Origin of the sequence: Rhodococcus jostii RHA1 (genome assembly GCF_000014565.1) — a bacterium.
Lineage (GTDB): Bacteria > Actinomycetota > Actinomycetes > Mycobacteriales > Mycobacteriaceae > Rhodococcus_F > Rhodococcus_F jostii_A.
Map to the genome: position 1 here is coordinate 4296353 of NC_008268.1, position 25593 is coordinate 4321945.

The following is a 25593-nucleotide window of genomic DNA, read 5'->3' on the forward strand; positions in this document are numbered from 1 at the left end:
ATCCGTCAACGGCGACGGGTACCGGCGACCAGGGGAGAAGGCATGAAATCTGTGCCGAACGACCGCAAGCCGTCCGCGCAGCAGCGGAGCGGGACACCGATCGTCCAGTACCGTTCGGGGGCGAGGCTCGCGGGGCCGAGTATCGAATCCCAGGTTCTCTACCAGGCGTGCAGGTGGTTTCTCCGGCCTGTGGTGCGGATGGCCCCGATCAACGAATCGGCGATTCGCAGGGCCGCTTTGCTGGATCTGGCGGCGGGGATCCGTCCCGCGTCCGGTATTCGCCGCCAGAAGGTGCGACTGCCCGGATTCGACGCGGAGATCGTACGCGCGCCGGGGGTGTCTCCCGATCTGGGCGACGGTGTGGTCCTCTACCTGCACGGCGGCGGGTTTCTGTGTTGCGGGCTGAACACGCATCGGCCGGTGGTCGCGACGATCGCGAAGCTGACCCGGCTGCCGGTGATGCACGTCGGCTACCGGCAACTGCCCGACACGAACATCAGCGGTTCGGTCGACGACTGCCTGACGGCGTACAAGTGGTTGCTGGAGAACGGAGCCCGCGCGGGCGGGACGGTGTTCGCCGGCGACTCGGCCGGCGGGTTCCTCGTCTTCGCGACTGCGCTGAAGGCCCGCGAGGAGGGCGTCGATCTGCCCGCCGGCCTGGTCGGACTGTCGCCGCTGCTGGACCTGGACTGCGCCGACAAGCTGGTGCACGCCAATGCCGCCCGCGACGTGTTCGCGCCCGTGGAGGCGCTCGTCACCATAGGCAAGCTCGGCGGCGAGGTGGACGGCGTGCTCGACCCTGCGCTGTCGCCCGTGAACGGGACTCTCGAGGGTCTGCCGCCTGCGCTGCTGGTCGCTGCGGAAGGTGAGGTGCTGCGGTCGGATTCGGAGCTGATGGCGTCTCGGCTGAGCGCGGCGGGTGTTCCGACGACGCTGCAGATCTGGGACGGCCAGGTGCACGCGTTCCCGGCGTTGTGGCCCGGTCTGCCGGAAAGCCGTGCGGTGCTTCAGCGTATCGCGCGTTTCGTCGCGACACGTGTGCGACCGGAGGACGGCGTCGCCCGGGACAAGACCGCCTGACTACCGCGGCGGGCCTTTCTCGAGCACGATCGTCGTCGATCGCTGTTGTCCGGTCTCGTCGAACCAGCGCACCGCGACCTCGTCGCCGGGGTGCCGCCCGATCATGCGTTCGCTGAGATCATCCGAGGACCGGACGGGTGTTCCGTCGAAATCGGTGATGACATCTCCGATCTCGATGCCCGCTTCGTCGGCGGGGGTGCCGATGCTGACCCAGAGCACTTCGGCGCCCCGATCGTCGTCGGTGACACTGATCCCGAGGAGGGGGGTGTCGCCGATGTGCACGGTGGCGGACGTGGTTCCGGCGCGGACCTGATCGACGATCGTCATCGCGGTGTCGATGGGCACCGCATACGATCTCGGCTGAGCGGGAGCGGGTTTCGTGGGGTCGGAGTCGGCGTTGCCCGCGGTGTTGACGCCGATGACGGCGGCGGTGGCGTCGACGAGGGGGCCGCCGGAGTCGCCGGGACGTACGGCCGCGTCGATCTGGATCAGCCCGTTCAACCGGTTCCGGGAACCGTCGGTGGAACTGCGGGCGGTGATCGTCTGCTCGACGTCGGTCACGAACCCGCGGGCCGCCACCGGAACTCCGCCTCCCTCCGCGTTACCCACGGCGGTAACCGGGTCGCCGATGCCGATGGTGGTGTCCTTCGAGAGGGTCGCCACCGGGAGGTCGCCCGCGCCCCGGAGCCGGAGTACCGCGACGTCGCGCGAACTGTCGTAGCCGAGGACGTCCGCGACGTACGCCGTACCGTTGCCCAGGCTCACCGCGCTGATGTCGAGGGCGCCGTCGATTACGTGGTGGTTGGTGAGGACGACGCCGTCGGGGGTGAGCACGATCCCCGTTCCCGCGGTTTCGACGAGGCCCGAATCCGCGACGAGGGTGACGATCGCCGGGATCACCCTGGCCTCGACCTCCTCCGGGGCCAGGGCCACGGGCGGCGGCGGAGGAGGCGCGGCGGGCTGGGCGACCGTCGCCGCGGGCGGTCCCGGTTCGCGGACCGGTGGTGCGCTCAGCAGCAGGCTGCCGATCACCGCCGTGGCCACGGCGAGGACCGTTGCGGCGCGGGGCGTCGTCATGCCCGGTTGTCGTCGTCGCGGAGTCGGTTCAGGACTGTTTCAGGGATCCCCAGCCGTGCCAGGTGTCGATCTCGATCCAGGCGCTGACCCGTTTGCGGTCGCGGACGGGGTACGGCTTGCCGGTGTAATGCTTAGCGAGGCGGTCGATGTCGGCGAGTTCTTCGTCGACCACGAACTCGGCCACGCGGCCCTGGACGCTGACGTGGGTGATCCAGTCGTCGGGGTCCATCGCGGTGAGGCTGACGCGGGGGTCGCCGCGCAGGTAGTCCAGGCGTCGACGCTCGGCGTCCATGTTGACCAGCACCCTGCCGTCCTCGAACAGGTACCAGGTGGCCACGGACACGGGCTGGCCGTCGGGTCGGACGCAGGCGATGGTGGCGTAATTGGGCCGAGCGAACATCTCGGCGGCTTTCGGTGTCAGAGGTGGCTTCGACATGTCCGAAAGATACTCCGAAGGCCTCCGGCCCTGTGCGTGGTTGACGAGTCTCGGCGCTCGTCAACCCCGCACGGGGCAGGCGGCCGTGGACTCGCGGACGACGAGCGTCGGGGTGAACGAGAGCTGCTGGTGCCGGTGGGTGTCGGGGTTGTTGACCTGGTCGAGCAGGAGTTCGGCCGCCGCCCGTCCCAGTTCGTTCCGCGGCTGGGCGACGGAGGTCAGCGGCACGGCCGCACCGGCGGCGTAGTCGATGTCGTCGTACCCGACGATTGCGAGGTCTTCGGGCACGCGCTTGCCGTGCTGGATGAACTCCTGGAGCACTCCGAGCGCGAGCAGGTCGTTGGCGCAGAACGCCGCCGTGGGCCGCTCGTCACCCGCCATCGCGAGGATCTCGCGGGCCGCCTGGGCGCCGGCCTCGATGCTGAGGGACCGGGTGGCGACGGTGCGCATGCGGGTGCTCGCCGATTCCGCGACGGCGCTGAGCGCCCCGTCCCGGCGGTCGCGGACCTGCCTGATGGTGTCGGGCCCGCCGACGAACACGAGGTTCCGATGCCCCTGCTCCATGAGGTGGCGGGCGGCGATCCGGCCGCCGTGGACGTCGTCGACGGCGACGGAGGATCGGCCGGGTGTGCGGGACCCGCGGTCGAGCAGGACCACCGGTGTGCCCTGACGGTCGAGGTTGGCGAGCATCGGGGTGCTCTCGCCGGTCGGGCAGAGCAGGATTCCGTGGACGCGCTGTTCCATGAGCTGGCCGAGCTGCCGGTTCTCGCGTTCTTCCGATTCACCGGTGCTGACCATGACCATCAGCAGCTCGTTCGCCTCGGCGACTTCCTCGGCGCCCGACGCGACGTCGACGAAGAAGGGGTTGCGCGCGTCGAGGACGACGACGGCGAGCATCCGCGACTGGCCGGCGCGGAGTTGGCGGGCGGCGTCGTTGCGGACGAAGCCGAGCTGTGTGATGGCCGCATGCACACGCTGGCGGGTCGCCTCGGAGACCAGTTCGGGGTGATTGAGCACGTTGCTGATCGTTCCCATCGAGACGCCCGCGAGTGCGGCGACCTCGCGCATGGACGCTGCCATTCGGTTCCCCCTTCAGCCGGCTCGTTCGACTGCGCACATTGTCGCGTCGGCCGGTGCCCGAGAACAATCCGGCGCTCTTGAATCGCTTCAGTCCCAGTATCGCCGTCCGTGGTTGCGGAATCAAGGCCGGCTGCCAGGCGAGACGATGCAGGGCGGTCAGTAATGGACCTGGCGTGCTTTTATAACGATAAGATCACGGTGGTGACCGGGTTAGCCGAACCTCTTGACTTGTGGCGCCTATCACTTCTAGCTTCATGAACGAGAAATGAACCGTTTCAATCGGAGGTGCTGAATGAGCGTCCCCCCTGCGGTGCCGTTGCTGGAAGTGCGGGACGTCACCAAGTCCTTCGGCAACGTCGCTGCTGTTCAGGGTGTGTCGTTTCCGCTCTACGGCGGCGAGGCACACGCCCTCGTCGGAGAGAACGGTGCAGGCAAGTCGACCATCGTGAAGATGCTCGCCGGCGTGCACGGCCCCGACACCGGATCGCTCCTCGTCGGCGGCGAGGAAGTGTCGCTCGGGTCACCCTCGGATGCCAAGGCCCGGGGCATCGCGGTCATCTACCAGGAGCCGACGCTGTTCCCCGACCTCACCATCGCGGAGAACATCTTCATCGGCACCCAGCCGCGGGCCCGGCTCGGAATGATCGACCGCAGCGCGATGAACACCGCCGCCCGCGCGCTGTTCGACCGTCTCGGTGTCCCGATGGACCCGGACCGGCTGGCCAGCGGACTGTCGATCGCCGACCAGCAGCTCGTCGAGATCGCGAAGGCGCTCTCCACCGACGCCAACGTCATCGTCATGGACGAGCCGACCGCGGCGCTATCCGGCAACGAGGTGGAGCGGCTGTTCAAGGTCGCCCGGTCCCTCTGCGCGTCCGGCTCGGCGGTCATGTTCATCTCGCACCGCTTCGAGGAGATCTTCGCGTTGTGCCAGCGGGTCACCGTGATGCGCGACGGACGGCACATCTCGACCTCGGAGCTGGCGGGGCTGACGGTCGACGACCTCGTCCGCAGCATGGTCGGCCGCGACCTCGGCGCGCTGTTCCCGAAGATCGACGTGGAACCGGGCGCCGTCGTCCTCGAGATCGAGAACCTGTCGCGTGCAGGGGTCTTCTCCGACATCAGTTTCCAGGTCCGGGCCGGCGAGATCGTGGCGCTGTCCGGGCTGGTCGGGGCCGGCCGGTCCGAGGTCATGCAATCGGCGTTCGGTGTGGACCCCCGCGACAGCGGAGACGTCCGGGTGCGCGGCAAGAGCCTGCGCAAGGGCAGCCCGAAGGCCGCGATGCGTGCCGGGATGGCGCTCGTCCCGGAGGACCGTCGCCAGCAGGGTCTGATCCTGGACATGTCGATCGAGCGCAACGCCACATTGACGCGGTCGTCCGCTCTCGCGCGGTTCGGCTTCCTCTTCGGGGGACGGGAGCGTCGGTCGGCATACGAGTGGACGAAGAAACTGCAGACCAAGTACGCGCGCATCACCGACCCCGTCGGGGTGCTGTCGGGTGGCAATCAGCAGAAGGTCGTGCTCGCCAAGTGGATGGCCACCGCGCCGAGCGTCCTGATCGTGGACGAACCCACCCGCGGAATCGACGTCGGCACCAAAGCCGAAGTGCACCGGATCATCTCGACGCTCGCCAGTGAAGGCGTCGCCGTCGTGATGATCTCCTCCGAACTGCCGGAGGTGCTCGGAATGGCCGATCGCGTCCTTGTGATGAGGGAAGGACGAATCGTGTCGGAACTGAGCAGGTCCGAGGCCGACGAGGAGAAGATCATGTTCGCTGCAACGGGTTCGGAGGCTGCCGCATGAGCGCACCCACCCGCGTCGCACCTGCAGGTGCCGCGAAGCCCTCGGTGAAGTCGGACGAGGGGCCGTCCCCGATCGAGAAGGTGCTGCAGGTCCGGTCGCTCGGCATCCTCGCCGCGCTGATCGTGCTGATCGTGGTCACCACGATGCAGAACAGCAATTTCCTGTCCTCCCAGAGTATTCGCGACATCCTGCTGGCGGCATCGATCGTCGGGGTTCTGGTGGTCGGGCAGACCGTCGTCATGATCACCAAGAACATCGACCTCTCGGTCGGCTCGGTTCTCGGCCTGTCGGCGTTCGCCGCGGGCAGTGTCATGAAGGGCGCCGACGGCGCACCGATCGTGGTGGGGATTCTCGCGGGCATCGCGGTCGGTGCGATCTGCGGACTCGCCAACGCGCTGCTCGTGCGGTTCGGCGGAGTTCCCGCCCTGGTCGTCACGCTCGGCACCATGTACATCTTCCGGGGCATCGCCTACCTGTGGGCGGGCGGCGAGCAGATCACCGCCGACGAGATGCCGTCGAACTTCCTGACACTCGGTACCGCAACGCTTTTCGGTGTCCCGGTGCTCGTCGTCGTCGCGGTGGTGGCGGTGGTCCTCGCCGGGGTGTATCTCCGTCGGTACCGCAGCGGCCGCGACCTCTACGCCATCGGGTCGAACGGCCATGCCGCCGAACTCGCGGGCATCGCCGTCGGCAAGCGCATCCTGCTCGCCTTCGTGTTCTCCGGGGCCATGGCCGGAATCGCCGGGGTCATGTTCGCGGCGCGTTTCGGCACCGTCGACGCCGCCGCCGGATCCGGATACGAACTCAACGTGATCGCGGCCGCCGTCGTGGGCGGTGTGGCCGTGGTCGGTGGCGTCGGCACCGTCTGGGGCGCCGCGCTCGGCGCGCTGCTCCTGACCACCATCAACAGTTCGCTGCCCGTTCTCCAGATCAACCAGTTCTGGCAGCAGGCCATCGTCGGTGCGCTGATTCTCATCGCCATCGCGGCCGATCGGCTGCTCGCGGTGCGTGCCGCACAGCAACTTCGGAAGAGGAGCGCCCATGTCGACTGACACCATCGAGCCGGCGACGACCGCACAGCCGGACACCGCAGGTCGGACGTCGACGGTCGGCCGGGCCCGCGAGGTGCTCGCCGGCTGGGACTCGGCGACCATCGCCATCACGGTCGTCGTGCTGGTGGTCGCATCGGTCACCAACCCCGACTTCGGGAGCAGCCGCAACTTCGCGTTCCTCGTCCTCGATCTCGCGCCGATCTTCCTGATCGCACTGCCGATGACGTTCATCATCATCACCGGGGAAATCGACCTGTCGGTGGCGAGCGTCCTGGGGCTGAGCGGCGCCGCGATGGGCTGGATGTGGAACAACGGCTTCGCCATCGAGATGATCATCCCGATGTGCATCCTGCTCGGCTGCGTCCTCGGTGCCCTCAACGGGTTCCTGGTCGCCAAGCTGGGGTTGCCGTCCCTGGCCGTCACGATCGGCACCCTGGCCCTCTTCCGTGGGCTCGCGTTCGTCCTCCTCGGTGACCAGGCGGTGTCCAACTTCCCCCGCGCGTACACGTCGTGGGTGACGGGAACTGTCGGGGGCACGTCCATCCCCAATCTCGCGATTCCGCTGGTCGTGGTGGCCTTGGTGTTCGCGGTGATCCTCCAGGCCACGCCGCTCGGCCGCGACATCTACGCGACCGGCGCCAGCGACACGGCGGCACGCTTCGCCGGTATCGACGGGGCGCGGCTGAAGTTCTGGCTCTACGTGGTGTGCGGGGCGGTCGCCGCCCTCGCCGGAGTGCTGTGGAGTCTGCGGTACTCGAGCGCCCGCGCCGACAACGGATCCGGTCTCGAACTGGCCGTGGTCGCCGCGGTGCTCCTCGGCGGTGTGTCGATCTTCGGCGGCAAGGGCCGGTTGGCCGGCGTGCTCGCCGCGGTGGTGCTGCTCGCCACGCTGCAGAATGCGCTGCGGCTCGAGGACATCTCGAACGAGGCGCTCACCATCGTCACCGGCGTTCTCCTGATCGTGGCGGTACTGCTTCCGAATCTGCTGAAGACCGTGCGGACGTCCGCGCAGCGTCGAAAGCTGCAGAACGCCTCCTGAATTCTCCTGCTCCACAGCTCTTTCTCACTTCAGCGTTCGCAGTGACGCGAACACGAGGAAAGGATCCACCATGACCCGATTCCGCCGGACCTTCGTTCCCCTGGCGGGGATCGTCGCAGTCTCGATCGGGCTGACGGCCTGCGGCGGCACCACCCAGGATTCGGCGTCGAACTCGGGAGGTGGCGACCGCGCCACCGGTACCGCGAACCCCGACGCGCCGATCCAGGACGGCCTGCAGGTCGCGTTCCTCCCCAAGCAGCTCAACAACCCGTACTCCGACATCGAGGTCGGGGGCGGCAAGACCGCAGTGGAGGAGTTCGGCGGCGAGTACAAGCTCGTCGGCCCCAACGATGCGAGCGCGTCCTCGCAGGTGTCCTACATCAACACGCTGATCCAGCAGGGCCAGAACGTGATCAACATCGCGGCCAACGACCCGAACGCCGTGTGCCCGTCGCTGAACCAGGCCCGCGACGCCGGCATCAAGGTCGTGACGTTCGATTCGGACGCGGCCGAGGACTGCCGCGACCTGTTCATCAACCAGGCCACCACCCAGGGGGTCGGGGAGACGCTCGCGAAGATGACGAGCGAGCAGATCGGCGGCACCGGCAAGATCGCGGTGCTGTCCGCCACCCCCAACGCCACCAATCAGAACGCCTGGATCGAGGTGCTGAAGGCCGAGCTCGCGAGCAAGCCCGAGTACCAGAACATCGAGCTGGTGGCCACGGTGTACGGCAACGACGACGACCAGAAGTCGTTCCAGGAAACGCAGGGCCTCCTGCAGACGTACCCCGACCTGAAGGCGATCGTGTCGCCCACGACGGTCGGCATCGCCGCGGCGGCGCGCTACATCTCGTCGTCGAGCTACAAGGGCAACATCGTGCTCACCGGCCTCGGCACCCCGAACCAGATGCGGGAGTACGTGAAGAACGGCACCGTCAAGGAATTCGCCCTCTGGGACCCGACCAACATCGGCTACCTCTCCGCCTACGCCGGTGCCGCGCTGGCATCCGGTCAGATCACCGGCGCCGAGGGGCAGAAGTTCACGGCAGGCAAGCTCGGCGAGTACACGATCGGCGCCGGCGGCGAGGTCGTCCTCGGCCCGCCCACCGTGTTCGACGCGAACAGCATCGACCAGTACAACTTCTGAACCGTCCGATGAACAAGTACTGCTTCACCCTGCAACTCCGGCCGGACCGGATCGACGAGTACGTTCGCCGGCACGCCCAGGTCTGGCCGGAGATGCTCGAAGCCCTGAAAGCCAGCGGGTGGCACAACTATTCGCTGCACATCCGGCCGGACGGGCTGATCGTCGGCTACGTCGAGGCGGCCGATCTCGAACAGGCACAGGCGGCCATGGCGCGCACCGACGTCAATCGGCGTTGGCAACACGACATGGCGCCGTTCTTCGAACTCGAGGGTGTGGCCCCCGACGAGGGATTCACGCTCCTCACCGAGATCTTCGACCTGGACGCCCAGCTCCACACCCCTCTCGACCACACGATCTCCACCGAAGGATGATTCACCATGACGGCAACTGACACTCGGCGCGCGGCCGGCGACATCTCCGCCCTTGCCGACTTCGGAATCGAAGTGCCCAGTTGGGCATACGGGAATTCCGGCACCCGATTCAAGGTGTTCGCCACCGCCGGCGTCCCGCGCGATCCGTACGAGAAGATCGAGGACGCCGCACAGGTGCACCGGGTGACCGGGGCGGCGCCGCGGGTGTCGCTGCACATCCCGTGGGACCGTGTCGACGACTTCGGCAAGCTCGCCGCGTTCGCCGCCGATCAGGGGGTGTCGCTGGGGGCGATCAACTCCAACGTCTTCCAGGACGACGACTACAAGCTGGGGTCGCTGACCAACGCCGACCCGAAGATCCGCGCGAAGGCCGTCGCCCACCACGTCGAGTGCATCGACGTCATGCGGGCGACGGGCTCGAAGGATTTGAAGCTGTGGCTGCCCGACGGCACCAACTACGCCGGCCAGGATTCGATCCGCGCCCGGCAGGATCGGCTCGCCGATTCGCTGCAGAAGATCTACGCCGAACTCGACGACGATCACCGCCTGCTGATCGAGTACAAGTTCTTCGAGCCGTACTTCTACACCACCGACATTCCCGACTGGGGAACGTCGCTGCTGCACTGCCTGGCGCTGGGCGAGAAGGCGCAGGTGGTCCTGGACACCGGTCATCACGCGCCGGGCACGAACATCGAATTCATCGTCGCCCAGCTGATCCGGCAGGGACGGCTCGGCGCCTTCGATTTCAACTCCCGCTTCTACGCCGACGACGACCTGATCGTCGGATCCGCGGACCCGTTCCAGCTGTTCCGGATCATGCACGAGATCGTCCGGGCGGGAGCGCACCTCCCGGATTCCGGGGTGAACTTCATGCTCGACCAGTGCCACAACATCGAGCCGAAGATTCCCGGCCAGATCCGGTCGATCATGAACGTCCAGGAAGCCACGGCCAAGGCACTGCTCGTCGACGGCGACGCACTCGAGGCGGCCCAGCAGTCGGGTGACGTGCTCGGCGCCCACGCGGTATTGATGGACGGGTACAACACCGACGTCCGGCCGCTGCTGGCGGAACTGCGCGAATCGCAGGGCAGGGAAGCCGACCCGATCGGCGCATTCGCGCGCTCCGGATACCTGGAGCGGATCGAGCGCGAGCGGGTCGGCGGAAACCAGGCGAGCTGGGGCGCGTGATGACCGCGACGACGGCGGACGCCGTGCCCGCCCGCCTCGACCGCGTGCGTCCCCGGAAGACCCGGCTGGGGCTGGTGTCAGGTGGGCTCGGCGCCTACTGGCCGCAGTTCCCCGGCCTCCTGGGGATCCTGCAGGAGTCCGCCCGTTACGTGACGGGCCGATTCGAGGAGCAGGACTGTCAGGTCGTCGATGCCGGGTTCGTCTCGGACCCGCAGGAGGCCGCCGTCGCGGCCGAGACGCTGCGGCAGGCCGACTGCGACCTGGTGGTGATCTTCCTGACCACCTACCTGACGTCGTCGATGGTGCTGCCGATCGCGCAGCGGACCAACGTTCCGGTGCTGCTGATCGATCTGCAGCCGACCGAGGCGATGGATCACGCGAACACCGACACGGGGACGTGGCTGGCCTACTGCGGACAGTGCCCGCTGCCGGAGGTCGCGAACGTGTTCCGGCGCAGTGGCATCGACTTCCGGTCGGTGTCGGGGTATCTGCACGACGAGAACGCCTGGCGGCGTATCGACGCCTGGGTGAGTGCCGCCTCGGCACGGGCCGCCCTGCGGCACGGCCGGCTCGGACTCATGGGTCACCTGTACCCGGGGATGCTCGACATCTCGACCGACATGACTCTGTTGTCGTCGCAGTTCGGCGCGCATGTGGAGGTGCTCGAATTCGACGACCTCCGGGTGCGGGTCGATGCGGTCACCGATCGTGAGACGGCAGACCGCGTCGCGCTCGCGAAAGAGATTTTCGCGCTCGACAGTTCGGTGAACGCGGACGATCTCGCCTGGGGAGCCAGGGTCTCCGTCGGTCTCGACCGCCTCGTCGCAGACTTCGCGCTCGACGCCATGGCGTACTACCACCGCGGGCTCGGCGGTGAACTGCACGAACAGCTCGGCGCCGGAATGATTCTCGGAGCGTCCCTGCTCACCGCCCGCGGTATTCCGCTGGCCGGGGAGTACGACATTCGCACCGCGGTCGCGATGCTGGTCTCGGACCGGATGGGCGCCGGTGGATCGTTCACGGAACTGCAGGCACTGAACTTCCGCGACGGGGTCGTCGAAATGGGTCACGACGGACCTGCGCATCTGCAGATCTCGTCCGCCGAACCGCTGCTCCGCGGTCTCGGTGTCTATCACGGCAAGCGGGGGTACGGCGTCAGCGTCGAGTTCGACGTGACCCACGGGCCCGTCACGACCTTCGCGGTCGGACAGAACCGCGACGGTTCGTACACCTTCATCGCGTCCGAGGGCGAAGTGGTTCCCGGCCCGTTGCTGGCGATCGGCAACACCACGTCCCGGGTCGACTTCGGCCGGGATCCGGGGGAGTGGACGGACGAGTGGAGTGCCACCGGGACCGGTCACCACTGGGCGTTGTGCGTCGGGCACCGCGCCGGCGCGATCAAGGCCGCAGCAGAGTTGCTCGGCATCGAATTCATCCGGGTCTGAAGTCAAGAATCTCGAGGGAGAAACACGAAGTGAACGCCACGAGCACGATCGCCGAACTGATCGCACGGTCCAACAGACTGGGCGCCGACGCTCGGAACACCAACTACGCCGGCGGCAACACCTCCGCTAAGGGAACCGACGTCGACCCCGTGACCGGCGCCGAGGTGGAACTCGTCTGGGTGAAGGGTTCCGGGGGTGACCTCGGCACGCTGAAGTCCGCCGGTCTCGCCGCGCTGCGCCTCGACCGGGTCCGCGCCCTGACCAACGTCTACCCGGGCCTCGACGCCGAGGACGACATGGTCGCCGCCTTCGACTACTGCCTGCACGGCAAGGGCGGCGCCGCGCCGTCGATCGACACCGCGATGCACGGTCTGGTGAACGCGCCGCACGTCGACCATCTGCATCCCGATTCCGGCATCGCGTTCGCGACCGCCGCGGACGGTGAGGAGCTGACCCGCAAGTGCTTCGGCGACCGGGTGGTGTGGGTGCCGTGGCGCCGCCCCGGTTTCCAGTTGGGCCTCGACATCTCGGCCATCGCGGAGGCGAACCCGCAGGCGATCGGCTGCATCCTGGGCGGTCACGGCATCACCGCGTGGGGGTCGACGAGCGAGGAATGCGAGCAGCGTTCGCTCGAGATCATCCGCACCGCCGAGCAGTTCATCGCCGACAACGGCCGCGAGGAGCCGTTCGGTCCCGCGATCGCGGGCTACGCTGCTCTGCCCGCCGAGGAGCGCCGCCGCCGCGCCGCCGCACTGTTCCCGCTGCTGCGTGGACTGGCGTCCACCGATCGCCCGCAGGTGGGGCACTTCACCGACAGCGACGAGGTGCTGAACTTCCTGGCGGCGCAGGAGCATCCGCGTCTCGCCGCGCTGGGCACGTCGTGCCCGGATCACTTTCTCCGCACCAAGGTCCGGCCGATGGTCCTCGACCTGCCGCCGACCGCGTCGCTCGAGGACGTCACCGCGCGACTGCGTGAGCTGCACACCGCCTACCGCGAGGACTACGCCCGGTACTACGCCGAGTACGCGGAGCCGGGCAGCCCGGCGATGCGCGGCGCCGACCCGGCCATCGTCCTGGTCCCCGGTGTCGGGATGTTCTCGTTCGGCGCGAACAAGCAGACCGCGCGGGTGGCGGGCGAGTTCTACGTCAATGCGATCAACGTGATGCGCGGTGCCGAGGCCATCTCCACGTACCAGCCGATCGACGAGCGGGAGAAGTTCCGCATCGAGTACTGGGCCCTCGAGGAGGCGAAGCTGGCGCGCATGCCGAAGCCGGCACCGCTCGCCACCCGCATCGCCCTGGTCACCGGTTCGGCGTCGGGGATCGGCAAGGCGATCGCGCAGCGCCTCGTCGCGGAGGGTGCGTGCGTCGTCATCGCCGACCTGGACCAGGCGAAGGCGGCCGAGGCCGCCGCCGAGATCGGCGGCAGCGATGTCGCCGTCGGCGTCGCAGCGGACGTGACCAGCGCCGATCAGGTCGCCGCGGCGTTCGAGGCCACGGTGCTGGCGTTCGGCGGCGTCGACCTCGTCGTCAACAATGCCGGACTGTCGATCTCCAAGCCGCTGCTCGAGACCACCGAGAAGGATTGGGACCTGCAGCACGACGTGATGGCGAAGGGCTCGTTCCTGGTGTCGCGGGAGGCGGCGCGGGTGATGACCGCCCAGGCGATGGGCGGCGACATCGTCTACATCTCGTCGAAGAACTCGGTGTTCGCCGGGCCCAACAACATCGCGTACTCGGCGACGAAGGCCGACCAGGCCCACCAGGTGCGTCTGCTCGCGGCGGAGCTGGGCGAGTACGGCATCCGCGTCAACGGCATCAACCCGGACGGTGTGGTGCGGGGTTCGGGCATCTTCGCCGGCGGCTGGGGCGCCGAGCGGGCCGCCGTGTACGGCGTCGAGGAGGAGAAGCTGGGCGAGTACTACGCGCAGCGCACCCTGCTCAAGCGGGAGGTGCTGCCCGAGCACGTCGCCAACGCGGTGTTCGCGCTCACCGGCGGCGACCTCACGCACACGACCGGACTCCACATCCCCGTGGATGCCGGTGTCGCTGCGGCGTTCCTGCGCTGATGGATGCGTTCGCCGCGATCGACCTGGGCGCGTCCAGCGGGCGGGTGATGCTGGGCCGCGTCGCCGACGGCGTGATCACCCTCGACGAGGTCGCGCGCTTCCCGAACCGCCCGGTGCGGCTGGACGGATCGCTGCACTGGGATCTGGCCGGCCTGTACCGGGGTGTGCTGGACGGACTGCGGGCCGCGGCGACGGAGGCCGAGGCCCGCGGTGATGTTCTCGTGTCGATCGGTATCGACACGTGGGCGGTGGATTACGGGCTCCTCGGCGGCGACGGCTCGCTCCTCGGGATGCCGTACCACTACCGCGATCAGCGGACGTGGGGCGTCGCGGCCGGGGTGCGATTGTCGATACCGGATCGGGAGTTGTTCGAGCGCAACGGTATCGCGCAACTGCCGTTCAACACGCTGTACCAGCTGCTGGCCGAGCTCGAGAGCGGCGCGCAGCGGCTCGACGTGGCGGAGCAGTTGCTGATGATCCCCGACCTTCTGGCGTACTGGCTCAGCGGGGTGCGCGTCGGCGAGGTGACCAATGCGTCCACTACCGGTCTGCTCGATCCGGTGAGCCGCGACTGGGATCGTGCGCTGGTTACCCGGCTCGGTCTCGACGACCGCGTGCTACCGCCGTTGGCGGAGCCCGGTTCGGCGATCGGACCCGTCCGGCCCGATGTCGCCGAAGACATCGGCGCGACGGACCGTCCCCCGATGGTGGTGGCGGTCGGCAGCCACGACACGGCGTCGGCCGTCGTCGCGGTACCCGCGGCGAGCACGCGGTTCGCGTACATCGCGTCGGGGACGTGGTCGCTGGTGGGAACGGAACTGCCCGGCCCGGTGCGCACCGAGGACGTGCGGGCGGCGGGGTTCACCAACGAGGCCGGCGTCGACGGCACCACCCGGTTGCTGCGGAACGTGATGGGCATGTGGCTGGTGCAGGAGTCGATGCGGCAGTGGCAGGCGGACGGGCTCGAAATGTCACTGCAGGAACTGTTGGAGGACGCCGCAGCGCTCACCGACCTCGGCTCCGTCGTCGACCCGGACCTGCCGGTGTTCCTGCCGCCGGGAGACATGCCCGCCCGCATCGCCGCCGAATGCGCGCGGACGGGTCAGCGCGTGCCGGAAAATCCGGCCGAGGTGATCCGATGTGTGCTCGACAGTCTCGCGGACGCGTACCGGCGGTCGGTGCAGTCGCTCGTCGAGCTCACCGGCACGCCGATCGACGTGGTGCACATCGTCGGCGGCGGATCCCAGAACGCCCTGCTGTGCCAGCTGACGGCGGACGCCACCGGGCTGCCCGTCGTCGCCGGACCCGTCGAGGGTTCCGCCCTCGGCAATGTCCTGGTGCAGGCTCGGGCGGCCGGTGTGCTGTCCGGGGGACTCGCCGAACTGCGTGCGGTCGTGTCGGATTCGTTCACCCTGCGCGAGTTCGCGCCGTCGGCCGCTGCGCTGTCCCGGGCCTGACGCCTGTCTCTGCCCTAACCCCGGTCCCGGAACCGGGGTTCGCGCTTGTCCTTCCGCGCGGCGGTGGCCTCCTCGAAGTTGTCGGTCAGCAGCCGCACCAGCAGCTGCCCGAGTCCCTCCTGGTGGATGTGGGCTTCGAGTGAGGCGGCGTCGAGCCCGGACCACAGCGTGCGCTTCGTCAGTTCCAGGCCCGGCCGGGAGAACCGCGACATGCGCTCGGCGAGGTCGAAGCATTCGTCCAGGAGGTCCTCGCCGGGCACGCACCGCGACACGAGTCCGATCCGCTCGGCCTCGTCGGCGTGCACGTCGCGCCCGGACAGCATGATCTCGAACGCCCGGGACGAACCGATCGCCCGCGGCAGCAGGTAGCTCAGGCCCAGCTCGCTCGCGGTCAGGCCGTTGTTGATGCCCGCCGCCCGGAAGTAGGCGTCGTCCGCCGCGATCCGGATGTCGGAGGCGAGCGCCAGGCACAGGCCGCCCCCGATGGCGGCGCCGTTGACCGCGCTGATCACCGGCTGGTGCATCCGGCGGAGCGAGAGCACCACGTTGTCGAGCATCTCCATGGCCCGCAGGGCGACGGTCGGCGGGGTGAGGCCGTCGACGTGGGGGATCGTGCCCGCCGACCTCTGGTCGGCGCCGGAGCAGAAGCCGCGGCCCGCGCCGGTGATCACCACCGCGCGCACCGCGTTGTCGTTGCTGATCTCCTCCAGCGCGTCGCGGAACGGGATCATCACGTCGAACGCCATCGCATTCATGCGTTCCGGACGGTTGAGCGTTACCAGGGCGATGCCCGGCCGGGGGTGGTCGACGACGACGAAGTTCACGCACTCGATACTAGAACACGTTTCAATTCTGTGGATCGATTTGGGGTCGCGGACGTCCGGGGGCGACCGTGCGCGCGAGGATGCCCAGCGTCGCGCGCAGGGCGTTCTCAGAAATCACCGGAAAGATCCCGGACTCGCGCCAGACCGGGTCGATGGACGACCAGTCGTAGAACGACGTCACCATCGTTCCCTCGTCGATCGGCTCGAGCCGGTACCCGTACACGTGCCCGATCTGCGGCCGGATCTGCCCGAGAACCTTCCAGGAGATCTCCCGGTCGGGCACGAACGTCTCGATCGTCACCGTCACGTCGTAGAGACCGAGGTCGAAGTCGTTCAACGCGTCGCGGTCCATGTGCACGACGAACGTGTCGCCCGCCGCCGTGACGCGGTCCCCTTCCGCGGACATCAGCATCCCGGAACTGTCGATCGCCACGTGTCCCGCGGGATCGCAGAGAAGGCCGAAGATCGTCGCCGGGTCCGCGGCGACAGCACGCCGGACCTCCAACCGCTCGCCGGTGTCAGTTGTCATGTCCGCATCCTGCCACCCCACGTCAGTGCCATCGAGTGCTCGGGCACGCAAAAACACTCACGTGGGGAAGGTGGGCAGCACTCCGGCGTCCAGGGCCTGCTGCAGAGACGGTGCGGCCGAATCCTTCTCGGACAGCTGGAACGTCAGCGGGCTGCCGTCCCGGCCCACCGTCGGCCAGTCGATTCCCAGTTCGGGATCGAGTGGATGGAGGTCGTGGTCGAGGGCCGGGGTGTACTCGATCGAGCACAGGTACATCACGGTCGACGCGTCCTCGAGGGACAGGATCGCGTGGCCGACACCGGCCGGAAGGTAGACCGCGCGGCGGTCGGCGTCATCGATGAGCACCGAATCCCACTGCCCGAACATCGGCGACCCGACCCGCAGATCGACGATGACGTCGAGGAACGCACCCTTGACGCAGGTGACGTATTTCGCCTGTCCGGGCGGGTTGTCGGTGAAATGGATGCCGCGCAGGACCCCGGCGGCGGACACCGAGCAGTTGGCCTGCGCGAGTTCGAGGCTGTGCCCGACGGCGGCCTCGAACTCCGAGCCCTTGAACCATTCGAGGAACACGCCGCGGTCGTCGCCGAACTGCCGCGGGGTGATCTCCCAGGCGCCCGGAACCTTCAGTTTCCGATACTCCACGTCACCAGTCCTTGCCGCGTTCGAGAAGTTCGAGGAGATAGTCACCGTATCCCGACTTGCCGAGAGTTTCGGCGCGGGCGCACAATTCGGCGTCGGTGATGAACCCGTGGCGCCACGCGACCTCTTCCGGGACGCCGATCTTCAGGCCCTGCCGGTGTTCGAGCGTGCGCACGAAGTTCGCCGCCTCGAGCAGCGAATCGACGGTGCCGGTGTCGAGCCACGCGGTTCCGCGGGGAAGCACCTCGACCTGTAGCCGTCCGGCCTGGAGGTACGCCTGGTTGACGTCGGTGATCTCGTACTCGCCGCGGTCCGACGGCCTCAGGTCGCGCGCGATCGACACGACGTCGTTGTCGTAGAAATACAGCCCGGGGATCGAGAAGTTCGACTTCGGGGTGGCGGGCTTCTCCTCGATCGACATCGCCCGGCCCGTGTCGTCGAATTCGACCACACCGTAGGAACTGGGATCGGACACCCAGTAGGCGAACACGGCGCCGCCGTCGATGTTCTCGAAGCGGTTCAGCCGGGAACCGAGACCGGGGCCGTAGAAGATGTTGTCGCCGAGGACGAGGGACACGGACTCGTTGCCGATGTGATCGGCGCCGAGCACGAACGCCTGCGCCAGGCCGTTCGGTTCCTCCTGCACCTTGTACGTGAGGTTCACCCCGAACTGGGAGCCGTCGCCGAGGAGCCGGCGGAACTGCTCGGCGTCGTGCGGGGTGGTGATGACGAGGATGTCCCGGATGTTGGCCAGCATCAGGGTGGAGAGCGGGTAGTAGATCATCGGCTTGTCGTAAACCGGGACAAGTTGCTTGCTCACTCCGAGAGTGATCGGGTGCAATCGGGACCCGGTGCCCCCTGCCAGGATGATTCCGCGCATGTGCGCAGTGTTCCAGTGTTCGCGTCGGATAGAAACTCGGGTACGCCACTAGGGTGGGTGCACATGAGGCTTCTCGTGACAGGCGGCGCCGGGTTCATCGGTGCGAATTTCGTGCACCAGACGGTCGCCGAGCGCCCGGACGTGCAGGTGACGGTGCTCGACGCGCTGACGTACGCAGGCAACCGGCGGTCGCTCGACCCGGTGTCCGACCGCATCGAGTTCGTGCACGGCGATGTGGCGGATTTCGCGCTGGTAGACCGTCTGGTCGGGGACTCGGACGCGGTGGTCCACTTCGCCGCCGAATCGCACAACGACAATTCGCTGGCCGATCCGACGCCGTTCGTGCAGACGAACGTGATCGGCACGTTCTCGCTGTTGCAGGCCGTCCGCGCCCACGACGTCCGGTATCACCACATCTCCACCGACGAGGTGTACGGCGACCTCGAACTGGACGACCCCGAGCGCTTCACCGAGTCGACTCCGTACAACCCGTCGAGCCCGTACTCGGCCACCAAGGCGTCCAGCGACCTGTTGGTGCGGGCCTGGGCGAGGTCGTTCGGGGTGCGGGCCACCCTGTCGAACTGTTCCAACAACTACGGCCCGTACCAGCACGTCGAGAAGTTCATTCCGCGCCAGATCACCAACCTGATCGACGGGGTGCGCCCCCGCCTGTACGGCAGCGGGAAGAACGTGCGCGACTGGATCCACGTCGACGACCACAACGCGGCCGTCTGGACGATCCTGGAGAAGGGGAGTCTCGGTCAGACGTATCTGATCGGTGCGGACGGCGAGGTCGACAACCGGACCGTCGTCGGAACGCTGCTCGAGCTGTTCGGCCGCGACGCCGACGACCTCGACTTCGTCACCGACCGCCCGGGCCACGACCTGCGTTACGCGATCGATTCGACGCGGCTGCGCACCGAACTGGGCTGGACGCCGCAGTACAAGGATTTCCGCAGCGGCCTCGAGGCCACCGTGCGGTGGTACCGCGACAACGAGTCGTGGTGGCGGGCGCAGAAGGAATCCGCGGAGAAGGCGTATGCGGCCACGGAATCCGTCATCGGCTGACGGTTCCGCGGAACGCCCACGCTCTCGCGGTCAGTGCGATGCGGCCTGCGTCGTCGCGCCTCGAGCGGGTATCGAGCAGGTCGCGAAGCGCGTCTCGCCGCACGGCGGGCAGGGACGTGCAGTATCCGGGCGCGGGCCCTTGCCCGCCCAGAAACGGCCGCCAGAAGTCGTCGAAGTCGGCGAACACGGTGGGAACGTCGAGTGGGTGCACCTCCACCCCGGCCAGCCCCGCGGCGGACAGCGCATCGCGGAGCGGCTGCGGCCGGCAGAGCGGGAAGCGGACGCCCTCGTCGAGGTTCGCGGCCGCCTCGTCGAGTTCGCGTGCGGCGTCCCAGAACGCGCGAATCATCTGCATTCCCTCGGCGTAGTCCCACACGTACCCGGCGACCGTCCCGCCGGCACGCGTGACCCGGTGCATCTCGGCGAGCCCCTCGATCGGGCGGCAAACGAAATTGAGAACGAGCCCGGACACCACCCGGTCGAACACGCCGTTGTCGGCGGGGATGGATTCGGCGGTGCCCGACCGGACCTCGAACCGGGGATCGTCCGTGCCGGCCCGAGCCGCCGCCGCGAAGGGCTGCGACGGTTCGACGCCGACCACCCGGGCCGGATCCGCCGTGCGGAGAACGGTGTGGGCGAGGGCGCCGGTCCCGCAACCCACGTCGCACCACATCTCGCCCGGGCCCGCGGCCAGCCACCGCAGGAACTGCGACGCGACCAGCCTGCTCCAGCGGCCGATGTAGAGCTCGTACGCGGGATCGATCTCCCAGGCGTCCGTCATCGCGGTCTCCTCAGGACGGCTGCGGCACCCGGGAATCCTCGTGGACGAGGGCGTTGCGCAGCGAACGGGAACCGGCGATCGCGGCGACGAACCCGGCGAGCACCTCGCACAGCGTGAACACCAGGCGTGACGCGAGGGCCAGCCCGAGCGCGACCCCGCTGTCCATGAACGGAGACAGCGCCGCGACGACGACGGCCTCGCGGACCCCGATGCCGGACGGCGCGACCACTACCAGCACGCCGGCGCACATGCCGAGGGCGATCGCGCCGATGCACTGTATGAGGGTGCCCGCCGCGAATCCCACCGAACTCGACGCGAGGAACCAGAGGTGCACGCCGTAGAGGACCCAGCTGACGGCGCACCAGCCGAGGGCCCGCGCGATCTTGTGCATGGTCAGCTGCCGCTGCAGCGGGGCGCGCCGCAGGATCCGCAGGGCCAGGTTCACCAGCCGGGTGAGGACCGGAGGATAGCAGCAGATGAGGGCGATCGGGACGAGAACGATCACCGCGACCGCCGCGACGGTGCTGATGTGGAACAGGGCGGGCAGCGCCAGCAGCCCGACGACCAGCGCCGACGTGATGCTCAGCCCGACGGTGACGAGGACGGCGACGAATCCGTTGGCCCGCGACACCCCGGCCCGGCGCACCAGCTCGGTCTGGAGGACGAACGCCCACACGCTGCCCGGCAGGTACTTACCGAGCTGACCGACCAGGTAGCAGCGGGCGGCGTCGAAGGCGGGGATCGGGTGTGCGAGGGCGCCGAGCGCGTGCTGCCACGCGCGCACCGCCGCGCCCATGCCGAGGAAGACGAACACCGCGGAAACGGCGAGCGCCCACCAGTCCAGCTGGGTGATCGTGTCCCTGACTTCGGCCCACTGCGATTTCACGGCGAACACGACGGCGACGACGATCGCGAGGGTGACGAGGATCCGCAGCGCGGTCATCAGGACGGCGCGACCGCCGCGTTCCGGGACGATCTCGGGATCGGCGTCCACGAGAACCACCCCCTCACCGGCAGTGCGCTGCGACGGTGCAGCGTTCGTTTCCGACGATAGCAATCGGAGGGCGCCGGATCAGGAAACGAGCGGTTTCACCGCAAGCTCCCGCCACCAGGCGAAGGCGCCGGCGAGCGACTGCGGGAGTTCCGCGTCGGCGTCGAGCCGCCCCGAGGCGTACAGCGCCGCCACGGCCGCGATGTCCCGGTCGGCGATCCCGGCGCGGCTCATGCCCACCCGGTTGGTGCCGCGCAGGACCGCGGGATTGCCGAACACCGTGGCGAACGGCGGAATGTCCTTGGCGACGACCGATCCCATTCCCACCATCGCGCGCGCACCGATCACCCGCCGCTGATGCACCACCGCGCTCATGCCGAGATTGACGCCGTCGCCGAGGGTCACGTGACCGCCGAGGGTGCTGGACGGCGAGAGGACGCAGTCTTCGCCGATTCGGACGTCGTGCTCGACGGACGTGTGGTTCATGACGAATCCGCCGCGCCCGATGGTCGTCGGCCGCTCGGCGCCCTGCTGGACGGCGCTCATCTCCCGGATCACGGTGCCCGCGCCGATCACGACACCCTGGTGCGGGCTGACCTCCGTCCACGTGCGGGGATGCGTCTTCCCGATCCACTCCGGCGGCGCCCCGAGAGTCGCGTGGGCGCCGATCCAGCAGTCGTCGCCGATGTCGAGAGGGCCGGTGAGGACGGCATACGGTCCGATGCTCACCCGGTCCCCGACGGTGACGCCGTCGCCTATCACGACGGTCGGATGGATCTCGCAGTTTTCACCGATGGTCATGAAAGTTGGCGATTCCTTCCAGGAGCCGTGCAGACCGTGGGAACCTTCAAGTGGGTGCAATCTGTGAAGACGGTGTGAACGCACGTCAATCTATCGGAGGAACCGTGATCGCGATCTCGAGTATCTCTTTCGGAGAGGACGTCGAGCGCGAGGTTCTCGACACCCTGCGATCCGGGATGGTCGCGCAGGGACCGAAGGTCGCGAGGTTCGAGGAGGGGTTCGCCGAACTCGTCGGTACCCGGCACGCCGTGGCCGTCAACAGCGGCACCACCGCGCTGATCGCGGCGCTGCGGGTGCTGGATCTCCAACCGGGCGACGAGGTGCTCACCACCCCCTTCACGTTCGTGGCCACGCTCAACGCGATTCTCGATTCCGGCGCGACGGCCCGGTTCGCGGACATCGGAGAGGCCGATTTCGCGCTCGACCCCGACGTCGTTGCGGAGTGCGTGAACGAGCGCACCCGGGTGCTGATGCCGGTGCATCTGTACGGGCAGACCGCGGACATGGGTGCGTTGATGCCGCTGGCCGAGACCGAGGGGCTCGCCGTCGTCGAGGACGCCGCCCAGGCGCACGGTGCCACGTTCGACGGCAAGGGTGCGGGCAGCTTCGGGCTCGGTTGCTTCTCGTTCTACGCGACCAAGAATCTCACCACCGCCGAGGGCGGCATGGTCACGACGGACGACGACGCGGTGGCCGACCGGTTGCGGGTGCTGCGGAATCAGGGCATGCGACGGCGGTACGAATACGAGATGGCGGGCCAGAACTTCCGGATGACGGATCTGCAGGCCAGTCTCGGGTTGCCGCAGCTGGGTTCCTATCTGCAACAGGTGGAGTCGCGCCGCCGCAACGCGGAGGCGCTGCGGACCGGTCTGAAGGACGTCGAAGGTCTCGTTCTGCCTTCGGAACTCGCGGGCCGCGGGCACGTGTGGCACCAGTTCACCGTGATCCTCGCACCCGATGCGCCGATCGACCGCGACACCCTCGCGCAGCGTCTGAGCGAACGGGAGGTCGGCAGCGGCGTCTACTACCCGAGAACCGTCTACGACTACGACTGCTACCGCGAGCATCCCCGGGTGATCGCCTCACCGACGCCGGTCGCGACGTCCGTGGCCCGCCGGTGCCTCAGCATCCCCGTCCACGCCGCACTCTCCACCGACGACGTCGACCGGATCGTCGCCGCGGCGCGCGAGGCGATGGAGGCGTGATGACGTCCACGCGACCGCGGATCGCGCTCGTCGGATCAGGCAAGATGGGTTCGCTGCACGCCCGCGTTCTCGCGCAATCCCCGCTGTGCGACCTCGCCCTGCTGGTGGAACCGCGTGAGGAACACGGGCGGGACGTCGCCGCACGGTTCGACACCGCATGGGCTGCGGATTTCGACGAACTGGACGGCATCGATGCCGCCGTCGTCGCGGCGGCGACACCCGCCCACTACGAGTTGGCGGGCCGCATCCTCGACCTCGGCAAGCCGGTGCTGGTCGAAAAGCCGCTCGCCGCAACGTACGAGGAGAGCACCGATCTGGTGAAGCGTGCGGCCGCGACCGGTGTTCCGCTGATGTGCGGCCTGCTCGAGCGCTACAACCCGGCGGTCCGGACGGCCCGCGAATTCGCCGGTGACGTGTGGCAGGTCAACGGAATCCGGCACTCGCCGTTCGTCTCCCGCATCCCCACCGGCGTCGCGACCGACCTGCTGATCCACGACGTCGACCTCGCGATCGGTTTCGTCGGATCGCCGCCCGTCGGCGTGAAGGCCGAGTTCGGGTACTTCCACGACAGTTCGCGACGCAACGAGGCCGAGGACTGCGCGGAGGCGGTGCTGCGTTTCGAATCCGGTGCGGTGGCCACCATCTCGGCCAGCCGGGTGAGTCAGCGGAAGGTCCGGCAGTTGTCGCTGCTGGAGCCGGACCGCCTGATCGAGATCGACCTCCTGCGCCGCGACATCACCATCTACCGGCACATCGACGACGACCTGCCCGCCGACCGCGACGGCTACAAGCAGCAGACGGTGATCGAGATCCCCACCCTCCGCTACAGCGACGAACCCCTCGCCGCCCAGCTCGCGCACTACGTCGGGCTGATCGGCGGCGAGGGGGACGCCGACGCGGAACGCGACTCGATCCTGCCCGCGCATCGCGTGGTCCACGAGGCGACGGTGTCGGCTACCGGCTGAGCGCTCCGGCGACTGCCAGGCGGGTGTCTTCCGCGATGAGGTCGGCGTTGAGTGCGGCCGCGGCGCTCAGGGAGGCGCCGGCGGCGACGATCACCTGCGCCTTCGGGTCTGCGACGTTGCCGGCCACCCACACGCCCGGGACCGCGGTGGCGCCGGTCGCGTCGGCGGCGACGGCGGTGCCGATCACGTGTCCGGCCATCTCCATCTCGGTGGTGTCCAGGCCCAGGCTGGTGAGGAAGTCGGCGCGGGCCCGGAACAGCGGCGGGACCACCACGGCGGTGAGGGAGAAGACCTGACCTGTGCGCAGCCGGACCCCGGTCAGCCGGTCGTCCTGCACCTCGAGTCCGGCCACACCGCCGTCGATCACGGCGATACCGCGTGCCGCGAGTTGCTCGTACTCCTCGCCGGTGGGTTCGTTCGCGTCGTTCAGGAACAACGTCACGTTGTCGGTCCACTGCCGCCACATCAGCGCCTGGTGCACCGCCGGCGGACTGCCGGCCAGGACGCCGACCGGCTGGTCCCGGACCTCCCAGCCGTGGCAGTACGGGCAGTGCAGGACGTCGCGTCCCCAGCGCTCGGCCACGCCGGGGATGTCGGGGAGCACGTCGACGAGGCCGGTGGTCACGAGCAGTCTCCGCGCACGCACGGTCGCGCCGTCGGCGAGCGTCACCCGGAACTGGCCGTCCCCCACCCTGTCGGCCGACGTGACGGTGCCGGTCACGATCTCGCCGCCGTACCCGGCAACCTCCTCGCGTCCGATGGCCAGTAGTTCGCCGGGAGGGGTGCCCTCTCGGCCGAGGTAGTTGTGAATGTGCCCGGCCGGTGCGTTGCGCGGGGCGCCGGCGTCGATCACGAGCACCGATCGCCGTGCCCGCGACAGGGCCAGTGCCCCGCCGAGTCCGGCCGCGCCCCCGCCGACGACCACTACGTCGTAACTGTCTTCCATCGCGTTCTCCTTCGTTCGTCGACCTCGTGACGTCCACTGTCCGGTGAGCCCGCAAAACTGGCAAGCAAGTTTGCTGCCGTGGCAACATGATGTGTGTGAACGACGACGTACCCGACCTGGACGGCGTCCTCGACGCCGTGGGACCGCGGCTCAAAGCCCTCCGCCAGCAGCGCGGCGCGACCCTCGCCCAGCTCTCCGAGTCCACCGGGATCTCGGTGAGCACCCTGTCGCGGCTCGAGTCCGGCCAGCGGAAACCCACCCTCGAGCTGATGCTCCTGCTGGCCCGCGCCCATCAGCTGCCCCTGGACGAACTCGTCGACGCACCCGCCACCGGCGACCCCCGCGTCCATCTGCGGCCCCTCGAGCGGAACGGCTCGACGATCATCCCGCTGACCCGCAGGCCCGGCGGGATCCAGGCGTTCAAGCACGTGATCCCGCCGGGTGACCCGAACGGCATACCGAACCTGCAGGTCCACGAGGGCTACGAATGGCTGTACGTCCTGTCCGGCCGGCTGCGACTGCTGCTCGGCGAACACGACGTGATCCTCACGCCGGGGGAGGTCGCGGAGTTCGACACCCACGTCCCGCACTGGTTCGGCAACCCCGGACCGCAACCGGCGGAGATCCTCAGCCTGTTCGGCCCCCAGGGTGAGCGGGCGCACGTCCGCACCGTCCCGCGGGGATCGGCAGCCGAGCGGGACCGTCGGTAGAATTCG

The 25593-nt window shown here is 68.6% G+C and carries 25 protein-coding genes; 14 read left to right on the forward strand and 11 right to left on the reverse strand.

Annotated elements, in window-relative coordinates:
- The first annotated feature begins 42 nt into the window (after positions 1 to 42).
- Positions 43 to 1080, forward strand: coding sequence for an alpha/beta hydrolase (locus RHA1_RS19840; RefSeq protein WP_011596577.1), 1038 nt, complete (start codon positions 43 to 45; stop codon positions 1078 to 1080).
- Here the strand turns inward: RHA1_RS19840 and RHA1_RS19845 are convergent, their stop codons facing one another.
- The 3 genes from RHA1_RS19845 to RHA1_RS19855 are packed head-to-tail and all read right to left on the reverse strand — an operon-like array spanning position 1081 to position 3673.
- Positions 1081 to 2157 (reverse strand): S1C family serine protease, encoded by a 1077-nt coding sequence (locus RHA1_RS19845; protein WP_011596578.1) that lies wholly within the window; start codon positions 2155 to 2157, stop codon positions 1081 to 1083.
- A gap of 28 nt (positions 2158 to 2185) precedes the next feature.
- Positions 2186 to 2593, reverse strand: a complete 408-nt coding sequence (locus RHA1_RS19850; protein WP_011596579.1) for a TIGR03618 family F420-dependent PPOX class oxidoreductase — start codon at positions 2591 to 2593, stop codon at positions 2186 to 2188.
- A gap of 60 nt (positions 2594 to 2653) precedes the next feature.
- Complete coding sequence (locus RHA1_RS19855; RefSeq protein WP_011596580.1) at positions 2654 to 3673, reverse strand: LacI family DNA-binding transcriptional regulator; 1020 nt, start codon at positions 3671 to 3673, stop codon at positions 2654 to 2656.
- Positions 3674 to 3965: 292 nt separating this feature from the next.
- Here RHA1_RS19855 and RHA1_RS19860 point away from each other — a divergent pair, with 292 nt between their 5' ends.
- From RHA1_RS19860 to RHA1_RS19900, 9 genes are all read left to right on the forward strand, one after another.
- The gene (locus tag RHA1_RS19860) at positions 3966 to 5477 is read left to right on the forward strand and encodes a sugar ABC transporter ATP-binding protein (protein WP_011596581.1); all 1512 of its coding nucleotides are present in this window, start codon (positions 3966 to 3968) and stop codon (positions 5475 to 5477) included.
- Positions 5474 to 6529, forward strand: a complete 1056-nt coding sequence (locus tag RHA1_RS19865) for an ABC transporter permease (RefSeq protein WP_011596582.1) — start codon at positions 5474 to 5476, stop codon at positions 6527 to 6529. The genes RHA1_RS19860 and RHA1_RS19865 overlap by 4 nt, the downstream gene beginning before the upstream one ends.
- On the forward strand, positions 6519 to 7568 hold the full coding sequence (locus RHA1_RS19870; protein ID WP_011596583.1) for an ABC transporter permease: 1050 nt from the start codon (positions 6519 to 6521) through the stop codon (positions 7566 to 7568). Before RHA1_RS19865 ends, RHA1_RS19870 begins: the two co-directional genes overlap by 11 nt.
- A gap of 70 nt (positions 7569 to 7638) precedes the next feature.
- Positions 7639 to 8715 (forward strand): rhamnose ABC transporter substrate-binding protein, encoded by a 1077-nt coding sequence (gene rhaS, locus RHA1_RS19875; RefSeq protein WP_011596584.1) that lies wholly within the window; start codon positions 7639 to 7641, stop codon positions 8713 to 8715.
- A gap of 8 nt (positions 8716 to 8723) precedes the next feature.
- A complete protein-coding gene (locus RHA1_RS19880) occupies positions 8724 to 9086 on the forward strand; it encodes an L-rhamnose mutarotase (RefSeq protein ID WP_009477161.1) in 363 nt (120 codons plus the stop codon).
- Between the two features lie 6 nt (positions 9087 to 9092).
- On the forward strand, positions 9093 to 10274 hold the full coding sequence (rhaI, locus tag RHA1_RS19885; RefSeq protein WP_009477162.1) for an L-rhamnose isomerase: 1182 nt from the start codon (positions 9093 to 9095) through the stop codon (positions 10272 to 10274).
- A complete protein-coding gene (locus RHA1_RS19890; RefSeq protein WP_011596585.1) occupies positions 10274 to 11719 on the forward strand; it encodes an L-fucose/L-arabinose isomerase family protein in 1446 nt (481 codons plus the stop codon). Before rhaI ends, RHA1_RS19890 begins: the two co-directional genes overlap by 1 nt.
- Before the next feature lie 29 nt (positions 11720 to 11748).
- Entirely contained in the window at positions 11749 to 13788 is a 2040-nt protein-coding gene (locus tag RHA1_RS19895; RefSeq protein WP_011596586.1) for a bifunctional rhamnulose-1-phosphate aldolase/short-chain dehydrogenase, read from the forward strand.
- Positions 13788 to 15245, forward strand: coding sequence for a rhamnulokinase (locus RHA1_RS19900; RefSeq protein WP_011596587.1), 1458 nt, complete (start codon positions 13788 to 13790; stop codon positions 15243 to 15245). The genes RHA1_RS19895 and RHA1_RS19900 overlap by 1 nt, the downstream gene beginning before the upstream one ends.
- A 14-nt stretch (positions 15246 to 15259) precedes the next feature.
- Here RHA1_RS19900 and RHA1_RS19905 read toward each other — a convergent pair whose 3' ends face one another.
- The 4 genes from RHA1_RS19905 to rfbA are packed head-to-tail and all read right to left on the reverse strand — an operon-like array spanning position 15260 to position 18120.
- Positions 15260 to 16069, reverse strand: coding sequence for an enoyl-CoA hydratase (locus RHA1_RS19905; protein WP_011596588.1), 810 nt, complete (start codon positions 16067 to 16069; stop codon positions 15260 to 15262).
- Between the two features lie 22 nt (positions 16070 to 16091).
- Entirely contained in the window at positions 16092 to 16598 is a 507-nt protein-coding gene (locus tag RHA1_RS19910) for an SRPBCC family protein (RefSeq protein WP_011596589.1), read from the reverse strand.
- Positions 16599 to 16655: 57 nt separating this feature from the next.
- Entirely contained in the window at positions 16656 to 17243 is a 588-nt protein-coding gene (locus RHA1_RS19915) for a dTDP-4-dehydrorhamnose 3,5-epimerase family protein (RefSeq protein WP_011596590.1), read from the reverse strand.
- Position 17244: 1 nt separating this feature from the next.
- Positions 17245 to 18120, reverse strand: a complete 876-nt coding sequence (rfbA, locus tag RHA1_RS19920; RefSeq protein WP_009477169.1) for a glucose-1-phosphate thymidylyltransferase RfbA — start codon at positions 18118 to 18120, stop codon at positions 17245 to 17247.
- 63 nt (positions 18121 to 18183) lie between these two features.
- On the opposite strand from rfbA, the gene rfbB reads away from it, so the two are divergent.
- Complete coding sequence (gene rfbB / locus RHA1_RS19925) at positions 18184 to 19188, forward strand: dTDP-glucose 4,6-dehydratase (protein WP_011596591.1); 1005 nt, start codon at positions 18184 to 18186, stop codon at positions 19186 to 19188.
- Here rfbB and RHA1_RS19930 read toward each other — a convergent pair.
- The 3 genes from RHA1_RS19930 to RHA1_RS19940 form a co-directional block, all read right to left on the reverse strand.
- The gene (locus tag RHA1_RS19930) at positions 19178 to 19969 is read right to left on the reverse strand and encodes a class I SAM-dependent methyltransferase (protein ID WP_011596592.1); all 792 of its coding nucleotides are present in this window, start codon (positions 19967 to 19969) and stop codon (positions 19178 to 19180) included. The two genes, rfbB and RHA1_RS19930, sit on opposite strands and share 11 nt — an antisense overlap.
- Before the next feature lie 10 nt (positions 19970 to 19979).
- Positions 19980 to 20972, reverse strand: coding sequence for a lysylphosphatidylglycerol synthase transmembrane domain-containing protein (locus RHA1_RS19935; protein ID WP_011596593.1), 993 nt, complete (start codon positions 20970 to 20972; stop codon positions 19980 to 19982).
- Between the two features lie 69 nt (positions 20973 to 21041).
- A complete protein-coding gene (locus tag RHA1_RS19940) occupies positions 21042 to 21761 on the reverse strand; it encodes a DapH/DapD/GlmU-related protein (RefSeq protein ID WP_011596594.1) in 720 nt (239 codons plus the stop codon).
- Positions 21762 to 21865: 104 nt separating this feature from the next.
- Here RHA1_RS19940 and RHA1_RS19945 point away from each other — a divergent pair, with 104 nt between their 5' ends.
- Both RHA1_RS19945 and RHA1_RS19950 read left to right on the forward strand, forming a co-directional pair.
- Positions 21866 to 22966: a DegT/DnrJ/EryC1/StrS family aminotransferase gene (locus RHA1_RS19945; RefSeq protein ID WP_041811753.1), complete on the forward strand. Its 1101-nt coding sequence runs from the start codon at positions 21866 to 21868 to the stop codon at positions 22964 to 22966.
- Entirely contained in the window at positions 22966 to 23931 is a 966-nt protein-coding gene (locus tag RHA1_RS19950) for a Gfo/Idh/MocA family protein (protein ID WP_011596596.1), read from the forward strand. The genes RHA1_RS19945 and RHA1_RS19950 overlap by 1 nt, the downstream gene beginning before the upstream one ends.
- On the opposite strand, the gene RHA1_RS19955 is transcribed toward RHA1_RS19950, so the two are convergent.
- On the reverse strand, positions 23921 to 24877 hold the full coding sequence (locus tag RHA1_RS19955) for an NAD(P)/FAD-dependent oxidoreductase (RefSeq protein WP_011596597.1): 957 nt from the start codon (positions 24875 to 24877) through the stop codon (positions 23921 to 23923). The genes RHA1_RS19950 and RHA1_RS19955 overlap by 11 nt on opposite strands.
- 86 nt (positions 24878 to 24963) lie before the next feature.
- On the opposite strand from RHA1_RS19955, the gene RHA1_RS19960 reads away from it, so the two are divergent.
- A complete protein-coding gene (locus RHA1_RS19960; RefSeq protein ID WP_011596598.1) occupies positions 24964 to 25587 on the forward strand; it encodes a helix-turn-helix domain-containing protein in 624 nt (207 codons plus the stop codon).
- Positions 25588 to 25593 lie beyond the last annotated feature (6 nt).